Raw genomic sequence first — 16,968 nt, 5'->3', positions numbered from 1 at the left:
CGGGCCGCCGGTTCCCTCCTCCCGGGGGGTGCCGGCGGCCTGCTGTCGGATGAGACAGTGCGGTACTCCGCCGTGCGCGGGTGGTGGGAATGTCCGGCGCGGGGGCTCCCCGCAGCTCCGGGGCGCCTATGATCCCCGGAGAAGCGGTACCGGCCGCGCCGCACCGGTTTGACCGATGGCAAGGAGCCTGATGAGTGAGACCGACGAACCGGGCCTCACCCCACGCGGGCTGGGCGTCCTGTCGAGCGAGGCCCGCCAGCTCTACCGCAACGTCCTGAAGTCGCACGGCCGGGTCTCCCCCGAGCAGGAGGCACCGGAGGGCAGCAAGGCCCTGGACGAGCTGCTCGACATCGGTCTGCTCGTCCCGGACACCGACGACCCGGCGGTGCTGGTCGCCGTCGACCCCGAGCAGCTGTCCGCCCGGCTGACCAGCCTGTGGCAGCGGAAGGCGCTCGACCTGCTCCAGCGGGCGGTGGCCCTGCCGGCCGATCTCCAGGAACTCGCCGAGGACTTCCGCACCCCGCGCAAGGCGGGCGGGATCATCGAATACGTCCACGGCAAAGTGCTGATAAACCAGCGGCTGGGCCAGCTCGTCAGCGGCTGCTCCGAGGAGATGCTGGCGGCCCAGCCGGGCGGCCCCCGCCCCCCGGAGGCGCTGGCCGGAGTCATCGCCCGGGATCTGGAAACCCTGCGCCGCGGCGCCACCATTCGGACCATCTACCACCCGAGCACCCGGTATCACGCGCCCACCCGCGACTATGTCGCCTCGATAACCACGGCCGGCGGGCGGGTCCGAACCCTGGACGAGCCCTACACCAGATTGATCGTGATCGATCGGCGCACTGCGGTGATCCCGGTGGTCGACGATCTCAACTTGGCCGCGTTCATTCACGATCAGGCCGTCATCAGCTACCTGATCGAGGAGGTCTTCGAGCGGAACTGGAGTCGGGCCCTGGATTTTGACGGCTCACCGACAGTTCCACCCCAGGTGGTTTCCCGGCTGCGGCAGACGATCATCGATCTGATGCTCAAGGGAATCAATCACCGCGTCATCGCCCGGCGTCTGGGCATCAGCGAGCGCACGCTCGCCCGCCACATCGCGGAGATGCGCGAGGACTACCAGGTGGAGTCGCTCTTCCAGCTCGGCTGGGTGCTCGCCCGCTCGGCCAAGGATTCACCGGCCGACCAGGCAGACTTCGGCTGACGGTCGGACCCCGGGCGCCCCGTCCCGCCCGGGAGCAGTACCTTCGCCGCCCGTCAGGTCCAGGCGGAGTCGTCCAGCAGCAACAGCGAGCCCGCCCTGGCCTGCACGGTCTCCGTCGCGGTCGCCTGGTCGGCGCGCACGCTGCGGAGTGTCCAGGCGCTGTCGGCCGCAGCCGGATTACTACCCGTCAATATCGCCGCACCCATGACAACTGGCACGACGGCAAGCCGAACAAACCGGCGCATACGAGACATTGCGACCGATCCCTCCTCTGGGAATGCCTACCGAGTGAATAGAGAAGTCTCGAACATTGGCCCAAATCATGCCGCAAGAGCACGCTCGGTGTCACGATCGGCGCATTCCCGCGGGTGCGTCATCTCGCTGCCAGGCAGCCATATGACACCACGTGCCGGTGGACTTGTCGGTCACGAACGTTGGACGATCAGCACGGTCACACCACATCCGCGGCGCCCGAGCAGCCACGACGGCACCGCCCCCGACCACACCACAGCGGAACTCGCCTCGGGGCGAGCCCGGACGCCAATCGCTCGCAGGACGCCAGACCAGCCAGCGGCCAATCCCCGGAGTCGACATGAGTGAGCCCTACCTGCGCCACCGCACCGCCCAGGCCTCCGAGGGCCGGCGCGCACGGGTCTTCCTGGCCGCACCGCTGATGCGGCTCACCGGCCCGGCCGACAGCGTGGTGACGCTGGCCAGTCGCACCCGGCTGACCACGCTGCGGACGACCCTGCTGCGCAGCGGCGCGGCCGTCTACAGCGCCCACCACAGCGACGCCTGGACGGTCGCCGGACGCGCCCCCGAGCCCCGGGTGCCCTCCGACTTCCGGGCGCTGCAGACCGCGGACCTGGTCTTCGCCTACGTCGGCGCGCCGCTGTCGGCCGGTGTCAGCCTGGAGCTGGGCTGGGCCTCGGCGCTGCGCAAGCCGATCGTGCTGCTGGTGGACGAGGCGATCACGCACAACCCGCTGATCGCCACCATCGAGCAGGTCGCGCCGGTGCTGCCGCTGGTCTTCGACGACGGCTGGTCGCAGGACGCCCTGCAGCACACCGTGGAGACCGCGCTGGACTGGGCCGGCATGGCGCTGTCGCTGCGTGAGGGCTTCTGGACGGCCCCCGGCGAGCAGTTCCCGGTGCCGCGGCAGTCCAAGGGCGACTCGTTCGGCTACTGGTCCCCGGGGATCGCGACCGGCTGACGCCGCATCACTCCGGCCGGTCCTCGGCCGCGTCGGCGCGCATCTGCCAGCCCAGCTGGAAGAGCGTCTCGGCACCGTACAGCTCGCGCAGCCGGGCGATGTGGGCGGCCACGGTGCGCTCGCCGAGCCCCAGCCGGCTCGCGACCGTCCGCTGGGTCAGCCCCTGGGCCAGCAGCCGGCCGACCTGCTCGTGCACCGGGAGGCCGTTGCCGTCCTGCGGGGCGGTGCGCCACTGCACCCGCTCCGCGCGCTCCCAGTCGCGTTCGAAGACGCCGACCAGGTAGCCCACCACCGCCGGGTCCTCCACGAAGGCCGCGCTGCTGTTATCGGCCGCGGCAGGGAGCACCGCGATCCGGCGGTCGAAGATCAGCATCCGGGTGAAGGGCTCGGCGAGGATGCGGAACCGGGCCCCGAGCTCGGTCAGTTCGGCCGCGTAGTCGGCCGTCGCCTCGTCCAGCCGCGCGCCCGGGTGGTAGACCGTGCGCAGCGCGGCGCCGCGGGCCAGGAAGGCCCGGGCGCGGTCCCGGCCGGCCGCCAGGTGCCCGGCCGGGCGGGCACCGCCGGGCTGGAGCGCCAGCCCCTCCTCGCGGGCGTCCGCCTCCAGTTGCAGGATGCGGTGCCGGATCTGGCCGAAACCGTGGACGTGCTGGACCTCGCCGGTGCGGTCGACCCTGGGCGGGGTGGCGTCGTAGGCCTGGGCCAGGTCCTCCAGTGCGCCGGGCGTCTGCTCGGCCCGGATCAGCATCCGGGTGCCGGCCGATCGAAGTTCGGCGCTGAGCCGGTCGCTGACCGTCCGTGGGTTCACCGCGGTGAGCGAGGCGTCCTCCGCGTGGTGCACCAGGAATCCCAGCTCGACCAGCCGCAGCACCGCCTCCGGGTTCTCCGCCAGCGCGTCGCGGAACATCACCCGGCCGCCCTGGGCCAGGACGGCCCGGTAGAGGGCCCGTTCCTCCTCGTTCGGGAGCGCTCCCGTCCCGCCGTCAGCCATGCCGCTCTCCCTGCTGTGACCGTCCCATGGAGATAGAGCGTCCGCGGGCGGAAAACGTCACAGGACATGTCAGGGGCGGCGGTGCCGCGTGGGCCCGGTCAGTCACGGCGGCTCCCCCGCATCAGCCAGCCGAGCTGGAAGAGCGTCTGGGCGCCGTACTTCTCGCGCAGTCGGGAGATGTGCCCGGCGACGGTGCGCTCGCTGAGCCCGAGCCGGGTGGCGACGGCCCGCTGGGTGAGCCCCTGGGCGAGCAGCCGGCCGACCCGGTTGGCGGCGGAGGCGGCGACGGCGGGTGCGTCGACCTCGGCCCACTGGACGACGTCGGCCCGTGCCCAGTCGCGTTCGAAGGTCTTGACCAGGAAGGCGACGGCCGCCGGGTCGGAGATGAAGGCGGCGCGGCTGTAGTCGTCGGCGGCGGGGACGACGGCGACCGCCCGGTCGATGATCAGCATCCGCTCGAAGGGCTCGTCGAGGACGCGCAGTCCGGCACCCTGCTCGGTGAGTTCGGCGGCGTAGCCGAGCGTCCAGGGCTCGGCGAGGACCTGCGGCTGGTAGAGGGTGCGCATCCGGGCGCCGCGCTGCACCAGGGCGAGGTCCTGGTGCCGGGCGAGGGTGATGGTGGCCGGCTGCCGGGGGCCGGGCTGGGCGGTGAGCATCTCCTGCTTGCAGTCGGAGACGAGCTCGGCGATCCGGTGGCGGATGCGTTCTCGGCCGTCGACGTAGGTGGCGCGCTGCGGGTCGTCGCTCTGCCGGGGCAGCGAGTCGTACGCCCGGGTGAGCGGGTCGAGGTCGGCGGGGAGGCGCTCGGCCCGCCAGAGCAGGTCCGCGGCGGCGGAGCGCATCTCCGAGCCGATCCGTTCGCCGACCGCGCGCGGGCTGACCGCCACATAGGCGCCGTCGATCGGGTTGGGCACCAGCAGGCCGAGCCGGACGAGCTGGTCGACCGCGGCGCGGTCCCGCTCGGGGACGGTGGACAGCGGAATCCGGCCGCCCTGGGCGAGCACGGCGAGGTAGAGCCCGCGTCCCGCCTCGTCGGGCAGTCCGGAGCTCCGGTCCGTCGGTTCCGCAGCCACCTGGAAGTCTCCCTGCCGAACTTTCCCCTCAGTGTTGTCGGATCATGATCTCAACAAGTTCGGATCGGGAGGGATTCGGTACCCCGTTTCGACGCGTCCCCCGGCCGGCGCGCACGGAGCGCGCCGGCCGGGGGACCCGTCATGTCACGCCGTTGCCGAAGGCGCTTCCGGCGAGGCGGAGCAGCAACGCCTCGCCGAGTCCGGTTCCGGGGGCCATCACCACACATGGCGTCCCGGCCGGCGCTCTTCCCCCCGCGGCAGCGGCACGGACGCACCACCACCCACACTGAAGAGCAAGTCACCGTCCCTCGGGCTGCGGTTGCCCGGACGGCTGGCGTGGTTCCACCCTCACAGCGTGACGGCCGAGTCACAAGTGGCCACCGCCTGCAGGTTTCCGCAAGTGCAGGAACTTGCAGTCTCCGGGCCGGGCCGCGGAACGGGAATCTCCGGTCCGCCGGACATCCGGGTGTCCGGCCGGGGTGCGGTGCCCACCAAACGTCCATTCGGCATCCGTGAGCCCTCCACACGGCCGATCCCCCCCTGTGTGGAATTGCCGCGTCAGCGGGCCGACGGACGCCGGATCGTGCACACGATCAAGCCGGCGGCGCCGCCGGAGCCGCCCCGACCTGGGCGGCAGCCGTCGGGTGGCACCGCGTGCCACCGCCCTCCGGACGCCTGTCCGAATACCTCGGAATGACCGTCGCGGGATTCGTGCACCGAGCATCTGCGGGCGGATTCCCGCCGTCCGCCCCGGCCGCCCGGGATTGCCGCGACGGGAAACCGCAATTCGCCGCCGGATGTGTTCCGCCACGCCGTCGACGTGCGCCGCGACGGACCGCACGGAGCGGCGTTCAGCGATTCCGCGCGGGCTCCGGCGGGCGGGCCGCCGCCCGCCGGGTGGCCGGGAGGGCGGAGACGGTGCGTGCGGCGGCCACCGCCCAGGCGCCGAGCAGCAGAACGTACAGGGCAGCGGAGAGCCCGGCGAAGCCGCCGAAGCCGGTGTGCCGGGCCAGCACCGCCGCCCCGGTCACCAGGGTGCCCACCGGGAAGGTGAACGCCCACCAGGTCATCGCGAACGGCATCCCGGCCCGCCGGGCCCGCAGGTTCGCGGCGGCCGCCGGGACGAGCCACAGCAGGGCGAAGCCGAGCACCGCCACCCCGTACAGGACCGAGAGCGCCCGGGCCGGCCCGGCGAGCGCCGGGGCGGCCGTGCGGGCGGCGTCCGCCAGCCCGCCCGCCGCGGTGGCGGACTGGCCGAGCGGGCCGAGGACCAGGAAGAGCGACGGGGTCAGCACCAGGGCGAGCCGCCCGTGCAGCAGACCGGCGAAGACCACCGGCAGCACCAGCGCCACACCGAGCAGACCGGCGCCGAACAACGCGCAGCCGGCGTACAGCAGCGCCGGCCGCCAGGCCTCCGGCAGGTGCGGGACGAGCGCCGAGCCGGCGGAGGCGGCGACCAGCGGGGCGACCGCGGGCAGCAGCCAGGTCGGATTGGCCTCGCGGGCCGGGATCCGGTGCCGCGTGATCATCAGGAACGGGATGCCCGACGCGACGGCGACCGCGTACAGCGTGCCGGCGCACCACAGCACCAGGTCGGCGGCGACCGCGGCCCGGTCGCCCAGCACCGGGGCGCCCGCCACCAGGGTGGCGTGCCCGACCGCGAGCAGCGCCATCGGCGGACAGCCCTGGAAGACGGCGGTCGCCGGCTCGTCCAGCAGCTGTGCACGGACCGTGCCGGGGTGCCGGACCAGCTGCACCGCCCGGGCCGCCACGACGGCCGCCAGCGCCGCCACGGCGACCAGCCAGACGGCCGCCGCGAAGCCCGCCCGCCCGGGCGGGCCCACCGGGACGGCGGTGGCGCCGGTGGCGACGATCGCGGTGCCCATGACCGCCGCGTACCAGTTCGGCCCGAGCCGGCCGAGGCCGGGCCGCGCGGGCGCGCCCGTCCGGTCGGGGCTCCGGTGGTCGGCGGGCCGCTCGGCCGCAGTCGGCGGCGGTGCCGGGGCGGGCGCGGGGAGCGGCGTGGTGGTGAGGGCGGGCATGGCAGCAGCCTCCGCCGCGGGCCGGCCGATCGGTAGCCGCCCGCGATCTATGAGGACATAACCTGGCTCTATGCCTCTCTCGTCGCGGGTCCCCGACATCGGCGCCCTGGAGCTGCTGCTGGCGGTCGCCCGGCTGGGCAGCGTCGGACGGGCCGCCGCCGAACTCGGGGTGAGCCAGCCCGCCGCGAGCGCCCGGATCCGCGGGATGGAGCGGCAGATCGGCGTCGCCCTGCTGGAGCGCTCCCCGCGCGGCTCGCGGCCCACCGAGGCCGGGCTGCTGGTGGTCGAGTGGGCGCGCCACGTGGTCGAGGCCGCGCAGGCGCTGGACGCCGGGATCGACGCGCTGCGCGGCCGCCGGGACGCCCGACTGGTGGTGGTGGCGAGCCTGACCGTGGCCGAGTACCTGATGCCGGGGTGGCTGCTGGCCCTGAACGAGGTGAGCCCGGACACCGCGGTGACCCTGCGGACGGCCAACTCGGCGGACGTGGCGGCGCACGTCCTGGCGGGCGACGCCGACCTCGGCTTCGTGGAGGGGGCGAGCGCCCCGCCGGGGCTGGCCGGCGCGGTGGTGGCCGCCGACCGGCTGGTCGTGGTCGTGGCGCCGGAGCACCCGTGGGCCCGCCGCCGCAGACCGCTCGCCCCGGCCGAGCTGGCGGCCACCCCGCTGGTGCTCCGGGAGCCCGGTTCGGGCACCCGCGAGGTGCTCGACCAGGCGCTCGCCCCTCACGGCGGGACGGCGCCGCCCCGCCTGGAACTGGCCTCGTCGACGGCGCTGAAGGCCGCGGCGATGACCGGCGCCGGTCCGGTCTGCCTCTCCGAGCTGGCCGTCGTCGAGGAACTGGCGACCCGGCGCCTGGTGGCGGTGCCGGTCGAGGGCCTCGACCTGCACCGGCCGCTGCGGGCGGTCTGGCCGGTCGGACGCCGGCCGGCCGGCCCGGCGCGGCTGCTGCTGGGCCTGACCAGGGAGCCCACTCGGCGGGGATGAACAGCGGGTGACAGGACCGGTACCCACTGGACCGGGAAGGGTTGAGCGAAATAGACTCAACTTACTGGATGCTGTACGAGGCAGACTCGATGCCCGAACGGAAGGAGAACGCCACCAGTGGATGCCGGCAAGTTCACCAGCAAGACGCAGGACGCCCTGTCCGCCGCGATCCGGCAGGCCAGCGCCGCAGGACACCCGGACGTCAAGCCGGTGCACGTCCTGCTGGCGCTGCTGGAGCAGCCGGAGGGCATCGCCCGCCCGCTGCTGGAGGCCGTGGGTGCGGACCCGTCGAGGGTCGTGGCCGCCGCCCGCCAGCAGCTCGCCGCCCTGCCCACCGCGCAGGGCTCGACCGTCGCCGCGCCGCAGCTGGCCCGCGACACGCTCGCCGTCCTCCAGGAGGCGGGCAAGCGCGCCACCGACCTGGACGACCAGTACCTCTCCACCGAGCACCTGATGGTCGGCCTCGCCGCCGAGGGCGGTGCGGTCGCCGACCTGCTGCAGCAGAACGGCGCCACCCCCAAGGCGCTGCTGGCCGCGTTCAAGGACGTCCGCGGCAGCGCGCGGGTCACCTCCGCCGACCCGGAGGGCACCTACAAGGCGCTGGAGAAGTACGGCACGGACCTCACCAGGGCCGCCCGCGACGGCAAGCTCGACCCGGTCATCGGCCGGGACACCGAGATCCGCCGGGTCGTCCAGGTGCTGTCCCGCCGCACCAAGAACAACCCGGTGCTGATCGGCGAGCCCGGCGTGGGCAAGACCGCCGTCGTCGAGGGCCTCGCCCAGCGGATCGTCGCCGGTGACGTGCCCGAGTCGCTGCGCGGCAAGCGCCTGGTCGCGCTCGACCTCTCCGCGATGGTCGCCGGCGCGAAGTTCCGCGGCGAGTTCGAGGAGCGGCTGAAGGCCGTCCTGAACGACATCAAGGACAGCGACGGCCAGGTCATCACCTTCATCGACGAGCTGCACACCATGGTCGGCGCGGGCGCCGGCGGCGACTCCGCGATGGACGCCGGCAACATGCTGAAGCCCATGCTCGCCCGCGGCGAGCTGCGGATGGTCGGCGCGACCACGCTCGACGAGTACCGCGAGCGGATCGAGAAGGACCCTGCGCTGGAGCGCCGCTTCCAGCAGGTCATGGTCGGCGAGCCCTCGGTCGAGGACACCATCGCCATCCTGCGCGGCCTCAAGGGCCGCTACGAGGCGCACCACAAGGTGGAGATCTCGGACGCGGCGCTGGTCGCCGCGGCCACCCTCTCCAACCGCTACATCACCGCCCGCTTCCTGCCGGACAAGGCCATCGACCTGGTCGACGAGGCCGCCTCCCGGCTGCGCATGGAGATCGACTCCTCGCCCGTCGAGATCGACGAACTCCAGCGCTCCGTCGACCGGCTGCGGATGGAGGAGCTGGCACTGGAGAAGGAGTCCGACCCGGCCTCGGTGGACCGGCTCGCCCGGCTGCGCCGCGATCTCGCCGACAAGCAGGAGCACTTGAGCGTGCTCACCGCCCGGTGGGAGCAGGAGAAGAAGTCCCTCAACCGGGTCGGCGAGCTCAAGGAGCGCCTCGACGACCTCCGCGGCGCCCTCGAACGGGCCCAGCGCGACGGCGACTTCGAACGCGCCTCGAAGCTGATGTACGCCGAGATCCCGGCCGCCGAGCGCGAGCTCGCCGAGGCGCAGGACCGCGCGGCGGACGAGCCGAACGCCACCATGGTCAAGGAGCAGGTCGGCCCGGACGACGTCGCCGACGTGGTCGCGTCCTGGACGGGCATCCCGGCCGGCCGCCTGATGGAGGGCGAGAGCGCCAAGCTGCTGCGGATGGAGGACGAGATCGGCCGCCGCCTGATCGGCCAGGCCGAGGCGGTCGCCGCGGTGTCGGACGCGGTGCGCCGCACCCGCTCCGGCATCGCCGACCCGGACCGCCCGACCGGCTCCTTCCTCTTCCTCGGCCCGACGGGCGTCGGCAAGACCGAGCTCGCCAAGGCGCTCGCCGACTTCCTCTTCGACGACGAGCGGGCGATGGTCCGCATCGACATGAGCGAGTACGGCGAGAAGCACTCGGTCTCCCGGTTGGTCGGTGCCCCGCCCGGCTACGTCGGCTACGAGGAGGGCGGCCAGCTCACCGAGGCCGTCCGGCGCCGCCCGTACAGCGTGGTGCTGCTGGACGAGGTCGAGAAGGCCCACCCGGAGGTCTTCGACGTGCTGCTGCAGGTGCTGGACGACGGCCGGCTCACCGACGGCCAGGGCCGCACGGTGGACTTCCGGAACGCGATCCTGATCCTGACCTCGAACCTGGGCAGCCAGTTCCTGGTCGACCCGGCCACCCCGGACGAGCGCAAGAAGGAACTCGTCCTGGACACCGTCCGCACCGCGTTCAAGCCGGAGTTCCTGAACCGCCTCGACGACATCGTGGTCTTCGACCCGCTGGGCACCGACGAGCTCAGCCGGATCGTCGACCTGCAGGTGTCGCGGCTCGCCGAGCGGCTGCGCGACCGGCGGCTCAGCCTGGAGGTCACCACGGCCGCCCGGGACTGGCTGGCCCTCACCGGCTACGACCCGGCCTACGGCGCCCGGCCGCTGCGCCGCCTGGTGCAGTCCGCGATCGGCGACCAGCTGGCGAAGGAGATCCTCTCCGGCCGGGTGCACGACGGCGACACCGTGCTGGTCGACCGGGACGAGGAGCACGACCGGCTCTCCGTCGGACCGCGGCCCTCGCTGGTGAAGTGACGTGCGGCCGGCCGGGCCCCGCCCGGCCGGCGCAGGTCAGGCCCCGACGACCCGGGTGAGCCGCACCGCCTGTTCGTCGACCGACCTCCGGTACGCCGCCAGCCTCTCCTGGTTGGCGGCGATCAGCTGCCGCTGGTAGCCGGCCAGCACCGCGAACCAGATCCCGGCCAGGTTGCCGGCCGCGGTGCAGCGCTCGTCCGCGGTGGCCGCGGCCAGTTCCTCGGCGGTCGGCCGGCCGGGGCCGTGGTAGCGGGCGACCAGGCCGTCCGGGGTGGTGTCGGCGAAGCCCGCGTCCTTATGCAGGCCGACCAGACCCGGGTGGCCGCGACCACCCGGGCGTCCCGGCCGGTCGCCTCCAGCGACCGGCCGAACAGCGCGGCCACCAGCTCGGAACCAGCGGAGTCGGCCGGCCGGACGGCGGCCAGCGCCTTCTTCACGCACTCCTGGGCCGCCGCGCCCTCCGCCTCGGAGGCCGGCGGCCTCGGCGTGCGCACCGGCGCCGCCGCGCTCGGACCGTGGAAGCCCTGGACGGCGGCCACCTCGGCCCGCAGGTAGCCGAAAGCCCCGGCCGGCAGTGCCGACGCATCGGGGACCTCACCGCCGCTGTCCACCGCGTCGTCCCTGGTGAAGTCCGCCCAGCCTGCCGCGTGCATGCAGTCGGCGGTCAGCGCGCGGACGGCCTGCTCCCGCCGGGCGTTCTGCTCGCGGTCCGAGCCGTACGCCGACAGCGGCAGGGCCAGCATCCCCTCGCGCCCCGTCGGCGGGGCGGTGGGCGCCCCGAGCGCGGGCGGCGTGAGCGCCGGGGCGGCCGTGCCGCCCCCTCCCCCGCCGCATCCGGCGAGCGCGAGCAGCACCACCGCCGCTGCGGCGGCCCGCCGCCCGGCGACTGCTCTCACCGGTGCACTCCGCTCCCCTGGTCGGCTCCCGCACCGTCGCGCTTGGCCCTGGCCAGCCGGTGCAGCTCGGCGCGCTGCGCCTCCGACAGCTGCCAGGTGTGCGCGAGCAGCCGGAGCGTCGAGATCCGCGGGCAGGAGACCCCGCGTTCCAGATCGCGGATGGACCGCACGCTCATGCCGGACGCCGCCCCCAGCTCCTCCTGGGTCATCCCCCGGTCCAGCCGGATGCTGCGCAGCAGCGTCCCCAGCCGGTCCTGCGGCGCCCCCGCCCCGAAATCCCCCACCGTACGACTCCTCGTCAGTCGATGCACCCAACCTGACGTCCGGCGGCGGCACTTGTCACCGCCGGGAGGGTTGCACCGCAAACTAACCGCCGCCGTGGCGGGCGGCAACGCGTTCGGATCGTCCACAGCGTGACATGAATCACTCAAGAGGCTGGTTTGTCCGTACCGACCGGTCGTTCTGCCGTTCAACGTCCTGTCAACCACCTGGCCCGGCCGACGGCCCGGTTGCCAAACTCCCGTCCGCCACGACCGCCCGGCCGGCCCGTCCGGCCCCGCACAGGAACGGTGACCGCCATGACACGCCGATGGAAGCAGGCCGCCCTCACCGCGGCGGCCGCCGCGGCCCTCGTGCTCGCCCTCCCCGCCACCGGGGCCTCGGCGATCAACCGGGTCAGCTGCAACGGCCGGATGGACTTCGTCAACATCTACAACTACGGGTGGTCGGGTCACCTGTGCTTCGCCAACGCCGGCTACGCGGACGTGACCATCTACAACGTCGACAACGTCTACTCCGGCAACAACCTGCTGTACTACTACACCAGCGTGAACGGCGGGGTGACCCGGCATCTCGACCCGTGGACCTGGGAGGACGACCACTACTACGACAACGGCGCCGAGGGCACCGTGCGCTGGCTGCAGATCTTCTGACCAGGGCGGCAGCCGCCCGGCGCCGACCCGCCCCGCCACCGCCGGGAGCCCCTGTGCCCGCGGCGCGGGATGAGGCAGGATGGGACATGGAGGCGGTCTCTCATCGCCGACCACCCGTGCTGTGAGATTGAGGACCCCATGAGCATCGACCCGTCGTCCATCCCGTCGTTCGGCGCGCCCCAGCCGCCGCAGGGCGGCCAGCCCGGCGGCGCCCCGTCCGGCCCCCCGCCGGTGATCGTGCCTGACCAGAACCTGGTGGCCCAGCTGCTGGACCAGATGCAGCTGAAGCACGTGGTCGACGAGGAGGGCGACCTCACCGCTCCCTGGGAGGGCTTCCGCGTCTACTACATGTTCCGCGGCGACCAGAAGGAGCTCTTCGCGGTCCGCGCCTTCTACGACCGTGCGTACCCGCTGGAGCGCAAGGGCGAGATCCTCGACCTCGTCGACGAGTGGAACCGCGAGACCCTCTGGCCGAAGGTCTACACCCACACCCACGAGGACGGCGTCGTCCGCCTGATCGGCGAGTCGCAGATGATCATCGGCACCGGTGTGAGCCTGGAGTACTTCGTGACCACCACCGCGAACTGGACGCAGGCCTCGGTCGGCTTCGAGCAGTGGATGATCGAGCGCCTCGGTCTGCAGGACGACATCGAGGAGGGCGACAAGCCCGAGGACGGCGGCGAGGACGCCTGATCCCGCCAGGTCCGCGGTCGGGCCCGCACCCCGGTACGCCGGGGTGCGGGCCCGACCCGTTCCCGGCCGCGCCGGCGGCGGCTCCACGATCGGCCACCGGGACGGCCACTGGGAAGCGCCCGGTCCGGGCACTACGGTGGGCGCAGCCGCCGACGACACCGCTGGAGATCCCATGGAAGCCCGGCCCCTGCTCAACCGCCGCCTGTCCGGCCTCGGCACGACGATCTTCGCGGAGATGTCCGCCCTGGCCACGGCGACCGGCTCGATCAACCTCGGGCAGGGCTTCCCCGACACCGACGGGCCCGAGGAGGTCCGCGAGGCCGCGGTGCGGGCGCTGCGTGAGGGCCGCGGCAACCAGTACCCGCCCGGGCCCGGCATCCCCGAGCTGCGCACCGCGATCGCCGAGCACCAGCAGCGGTTCTACGGACTGACCCACGACCCGGACACCGAGGTGCTCGTCACCGCCGGCGCCACCGAGGCCATCGCCGCCGCGCTGCTGGCCCTGCTGGAGCCCGGCGACGAGGTGATCGCCTTCGAGCCCTTCTACGACTCCTACGCCGCCTGCATCGCCATGGCCGGGGCCGTCCGGGTGCCGCTCACCCTGCGCCCGCCGGCCTTCCGCCCCGACCTGGACGAGCTGCGCGCACTGATCACCCCGCGCACCCGGCTACTGCTGATCAACACCCCGCACAACCCGACCGGCCTCGTACTGAACCCCGACGAGCTCCGCGCCATCGCCGAACTCGCCGTCGAGCACGACCTGTTGGTGGTCACCGACGAGGTCTACGAGCACCTGGTCTTCAGCGGCGGCCACCACCCGATCGCCGCCCTGCCGGGCATGCGCGAGCGCACCGTCTCGATCTCCTCCGCCGGCAAGACCTTCTCCTTCACCGGCTGGAAGGTCGGCTGGGTCACCGGCGCCCCCGAGCTGGTGGCCGCCGTTCGCACCGCCAAGCAGTACCTGACCTACGTCTCTGCCGGCCCCTTCCAGTACGCGGTGGCCGAGGCGCTGCGACTGCCGGACAGCTACTTCGAGACCTTCCGCGCCGACCTGACGCGCAAGCGGGAGCTCCTCTCCGAGGGGCTGTCAGCGGCGGGATTCCGGGTGTTCCGGCCCGAGGGCACGTACTTCATCACCACCGACATCACCCCGCTCGGCGAGAAGGACGGCGCCGAGTTCTGCCGCTCCCTGCCCGAGCGCTGCGGCGTGGTGGCCATCCCCAACGCCGTCTTCTACGACAACACCGACGAGGGCCGCTCCCTCGTCCGCTTCACCTTCTGCAAGCGCGACGAGGTCCTCCAGGAGGCCGTCGCCCGCCTGCAGCGGCTCTGACGGCGCGCGCACGCCACTGGGCCGTTCCACGCCGGCCCGTCGAGTGCGGGGCGGCGTTTCGTCGCCGCGAAGCAGGATGGCGACAGTCCCGCGTCGGGCGTCTCGGACGGTCAGGGCGCGGGTGCGATGGGCGGCTCGGCCCGATCGCCGCGGCAACAAGCATGAACGTCCGCACGAGTACCGAGTGAGGCTCCGCCATTCCTTGACCGACGAGTGGTCGCACCGCTGCGCCGCACGGAGCGGTGGATCCGGGAGGTCGAACGGGCGAGCGGGTACGCGGGGCGCATCGCCGGCGCGGACGGCGCGTGCGCGGGTGCATGGGAACACGGTTCGCAGAGTCGACACCCCGAATGACCGGGGTGCGCCGACGGCTCCACCCGGAACGGTGAATGCTGGTCGAGGATGGGTAAATCCCCGACGGACCCGCAGAATTCGTGCTTCTCTGCTGCTGAGTCTCCAGCCGGAATCCTTCCTTCCACGGTCGGCCGCGTCCTGGACCGCACAGCCTCGAACGCCGGCCCGTCGGTGGAGTCGGACGCTGACGGCGGGCGCGTTACGGAGTTTGAAACGCGGAGCCGAGCATGCTCACCACACTGCAGACCTCGTACACGGACACCCGCGCCGGCGACCTCGCCTGGCAGTTGGGCGGCGAGCCGCTGCCGGCGCTGGCCGTGCGGGAGCTGAGCTTCGACGCCGAGCCCGGCGGCGCCGCCGGGCTCGGCACGGCCACCCTGCAACTGCGCCTGCTCGGGGCCTCGCACCAGGTGGTGGTGGCCGCCGGACCGGGCGACTGCCTGGAGACGGTGGCCTGCCTGCCCGGCCGCCGCACCCCGCTGCCCGCCCGGGTGGCCGAGCGGGTGGCGGGCTGGGAGTACGAGTTCGCGGCCCGGATCGAGGAGTTGTCCGCACACACCTTCGCGGCCCGCGCGCAGGAACTGCTGGCCCTGGTGGCCGAGCACCCCCACGGCCTGGCGGGCATCTTCCCCGGCGACCCGTGCGCCTTCACCGCCCTGGTCGCTCAGTGCGGTGAGCACCGGGTGCTCTGGCGCACCTGGCACGCCTACCCGCAGGAAGGCCGACTGGTGTGTACCCGCTCCGCACTGGTGCTGCAGGGGGCCGGCGGGGCGGCCGAGGGCCGGTGATTCACGCGAACGGAGCAGCGGAGCCGCGAAACGCCGACGAACCGTCAATTCCATCTGGTGCGGTGTCCTTCCAAGGGGTGCCGCCACGGACGGTCGATGTCGCTAGCGTTTGTGCATGATCAACCGTCCGGCGGATCCACCCGCTCGGCCGGGCCTCGACGGCCGCGCCGAAGCACCCCGCGTCCGGCCCGTCGCCCGGCCGTGGACCGGCGGCGCCGCCCCGCCCGGCGTGCGCCGCCGGCTGGCCCGGCCGCTGGTGCTGCTGGCCGCCTTCGTCTGCGCCGCCTGCGGCCTCGTCTACGAGCTGGAGCTCGTCGCCGTCGGGCAGACCCTGCTCGGCGACTCGGTCACCCAGACCTCCCTCGTGCTGTCGGTGATGGTCTTCGCGATGGGCGTCGGCTCACTGCTCGCCAAACGGCTGGCCCGCCGCCCCGCCACCTCCTTCGCCCTGGTGGAGTGCGGGCTCGCACTCACCGGCGGGCTGTCGGTCCTCGCCCTGTACTCCTGCTGGGCCTGGCTGGACGGCCACCGGGCGGCCGCCGCCGGCCTGACCGTCACCACCTTCCTGATCGGGGTGCTGATCGGCGCCGAGATCCCCCTGCTGATGACGCTCGTCCAGCGGATCCGCCGGGAGCACGCCGGACGGGCGGTCGCCGACCTGTTCGCCGCCGACTACGTGGGGGCGCTGATCGGCGGGCTGGCCTTCCCGTTCCTGCTGCTGCCCGCGCTCGGTCCGGCCGCCGGCGCGCTCGCCACCGGCGCGGTCAACGCGGTGGCCGGCGCGGCCGTGGTGCTGTGGCTGTTCCGCGAGGAGCCCCCGCCGCGGGCCCGGCTGCTGCTCTGGGCCGGCTGCGGACTGGTGCTCGCCGTGCTGGCCTGCGCGGCCGCGTTCACCGGCGCGATCGAGCGCGCCGCCCGGCAGGCCCTGTACGGGGCGCAGGTCCGCCTGACGGTGCCCGGCCGCGACCAGGAGATCGTGCTCGCCGGCGGGCCCGGCACCACCGGACCGCTGGAGCTCTTCGTCGGCGGGCGGCTGGCCGTCTGCGGCCCCGACGAGTACCGGGAGAGCGAGGCCCTCGTCCACCCGGCCCTCGCCGGCACGCCCAACGGGCGGGTCCTGGTGCTGGGCGGCGGCGGGCCCGCGGTGCGCGAGGTGCTGCGGCACTCCGCCGTCCGCGAGGTCGTCGTGGTGGAGCCGGATGCGGCGCTCACCGCCCTCGTCCGCCGTGACCCGGCCCTCGCCGCCCTCACCGGGCACGCCTACGACGACCCCCGGGTGCGGGTGGTGCACGCCGAGCCGATCCCCTGGCTCCGCCGCACCCGGCACGCGGGGCACCCGCCCTTCGACGTGATCGTCTCCGACCTGCCGGTGCCGCGCGGCGAGGACGGCCGGGCGGCGCACAGCCAGGAGTTCTTCGGTCTGGCAGCCGGACGGCTGGCCCCGGGCGGCCGGCTCGCCGTCCGCGGCGGCCCGGTCGCCCGCGGGCTGTGGACGGCCGAGGCGGCGCTGCGCGCCGACGGCCTGCGCACCGTCGCCTACCAGGCCCCGCCCGGACCGCCGCCGTCCTGTCCGCACGCCGCCGCCCCGGCGCCCGGCCCGGCCTTCGTGCTGGCGGCCCGCGGCCAACCCGTGCTCTCCCTCGGCCGGGACGCCCCGCCACCGCGGGCCCTCACCACCGACGGGCTCCGCGAGTCCGCCGCGAGACTCGCGGCCCGGCGCCCCGCCCGGCTGCCGGCGCCGTACTC

Annotated in this window: 15 protein-coding genes; 9 read left to right on the top strand and 6 right to left on the bottom strand. The window is 73.9% G+C overall.

Features of this window, described 5'->3' with window-relative positions; genetic code table 11:
* Positions 1-190: 190 nt before the first annotated feature.
* Complete coding sequence (locus tag KSNIM_RS19625; RefSeq protein ID WP_263104506.1) at positions 191-1,204, top strand: TrmB family transcriptional regulator; 1,014 nt, start codon at positions 191-193, stop codon at positions 1,202-1,204.
* Positions 1,205-1,257: 53 nt separating this feature from the next.
* Here the strand turns inward: KSNIM_RS19625 and KSNIM_RS19620 are convergent, their stop codons facing one another.
* A complete protein-coding gene (locus KSNIM_RS19620) occupies positions 1,258-1,395 on the bottom strand; it encodes a hypothetical protein (protein WP_263104505.1) in 138 nt (45 codons plus the stop codon).
* Positions 1,396-1,796: 401 nt separating this feature from the next.
* On the opposite strand from KSNIM_RS19620, the gene KSNIM_RS19615 reads away from it, so the two are divergent.
* Positions 1,797-2,417 carry a hypothetical protein gene (locus tag KSNIM_RS19615; RefSeq protein WP_030274576.1) on the top strand — a complete coding sequence of 207 codons (621 nt, stop codon included), beginning with the start codon at positions 1,797-1,799 and terminating at the stop codon, positions 2,415-2,417.
* Positions 2,418-2,424: 7 nt separating this feature from the next.
* Here the strand turns inward: KSNIM_RS19615 and KSNIM_RS19610 are convergent, their stop codons facing one another.
* The 3 genes from KSNIM_RS19610 to KSNIM_RS19600 all read right to left on the bottom strand — a co-directional run bounded on the left by KSNIM_RS19610 (position 2,425) and on the right by KSNIM_RS19600 (position 6,520).
* The gene (locus KSNIM_RS19610; RefSeq protein ID WP_263104504.1) at positions 2,425-3,405 is read right to left on the bottom strand and encodes a LuxR family transcriptional regulator; all 981 of its coding nucleotides are present in this window, start codon (positions 3,403-3,405) and stop codon (positions 2,425-2,427) included.
* 98 nt (positions 3,406-3,503) lie between these two features.
* Positions 3,504-4,478 carry a LuxR C-terminal-related transcriptional regulator gene (locus KSNIM_RS19605; RefSeq protein WP_263104503.1) on the bottom strand — a complete coding sequence of 325 codons (975 nt, stop codon included), beginning with the start codon at positions 4,476-4,478 and terminating at the stop codon, positions 3,504-3,506.
* A gap of 851 nt (positions 4,479-5,329) precedes the next feature.
* Entirely contained in the window at positions 5,330-6,520 is a 1,191-nt protein-coding gene (locus KSNIM_RS19600; protein ID WP_263104502.1) for a C4-dicarboxylate ABC transporter, read from the bottom strand.
* Positions 6,521-6,590: 70 nt separating this feature from the next.
* Between KSNIM_RS19600 and KSNIM_RS19595 the strand changes: the two genes are divergently transcribed.
* Positions 6,591-7,505, top strand: coding sequence for a LysR family transcriptional regulator (locus KSNIM_RS19595; protein ID WP_263104501.1), 915 nt, complete (start codon positions 6,591-6,593; stop codon positions 7,503-7,505).
* 117 nt (positions 7,506-7,622) lie between these two features.
* On the top strand, positions 7,623-10,226 hold the full coding sequence (gene clpB / locus KSNIM_RS19590) for an ATP-dependent chaperone ClpB (RefSeq protein ID WP_263104500.1): 2,604 nt from the start codon (positions 7,623-7,625) through the stop codon (positions 10,224-10,226).
* Between the two features lie 122 nt (positions 10,227-10,348).
* On the opposite strand, the gene KSNIM_RS19585 is transcribed toward clpB, so the two are convergent.
* Complete coding sequence (locus tag KSNIM_RS19585; RefSeq protein ID WP_263104499.1) at positions 10,349-11,122, bottom strand: hypothetical protein; 774 nt, start codon at positions 11,120-11,122, stop codon at positions 10,349-10,351.
* Positions 11,119-11,406: a multiprotein-bridging factor 1 family protein gene (locus tag KSNIM_RS19580; RefSeq protein ID WP_263104498.1), complete on the bottom strand. Its 288-nt coding sequence runs from the start codon at positions 11,404-11,406 to the stop codon at positions 11,119-11,121. The genes KSNIM_RS19585 and KSNIM_RS19580 overlap by 4 nt, the downstream gene beginning before the upstream one ends.
* Positions 11,407-11,700: 294 nt before the next feature.
* On the opposite strand from KSNIM_RS19580, the gene KSNIM_RS19575 reads away from it, so the two are divergent.
* The 5 genes from KSNIM_RS19575 to KSNIM_RS19555 all read left to right on the top strand — a co-directional run.
* Positions 11,701-12,054, top strand: a complete 354-nt coding sequence (locus KSNIM_RS19575; protein WP_263104497.1) for a beta/gamma crystallin domain-containing protein — start codon at positions 11,701-11,703, stop codon at positions 12,052-12,054.
* A gap of 138 nt (positions 12,055-12,192) precedes the next feature.
* Positions 12,193-12,747, top strand: a complete 555-nt coding sequence (locus KSNIM_RS19570; protein WP_263104496.1) for a YbjN domain-containing protein — start codon at positions 12,193-12,195, stop codon at positions 12,745-12,747.
* Positions 12,748-12,919: 172 nt separating this feature from the next.
* Positions 12,920-14,080 carry a pyridoxal phosphate-dependent aminotransferase gene (locus KSNIM_RS19565; protein ID WP_263104495.1) on the top strand — a complete coding sequence of 387 codons (1,161 nt, stop codon included), beginning with the start codon at positions 12,920-12,922 and terminating at the stop codon, positions 14,078-14,080.
* Positions 14,081-14,661: 581 nt separating this feature from the next.
* The gene (locus KSNIM_RS19560; protein WP_263104494.1) at positions 14,662-15,222 is read left to right on the top strand and encodes a DUF2617 family protein; all 561 of its coding nucleotides are present in this window, start codon (positions 14,662-14,664) and stop codon (positions 15,220-15,222) included.
* 115 nt (positions 15,223-15,337) lie between these two features.
* A partial coding sequence (locus KSNIM_RS19555; protein ID WP_263104493.1) for a spermidine synthase occupies positions 15,338-16,968 on the top strand: 1,631 nt, incomplete at its 3' end.

This window comes from Kitasatospora sp. DSM 101779, assembly GCF_025655475.1.
Lineage (GTDB): Bacteria > Actinomycetota > Actinomycetes > Streptomycetales > Streptomycetaceae > Kitasatospora.
This window is presented reverse-complemented; position numbering and strand designations above follow the sequence as displayed.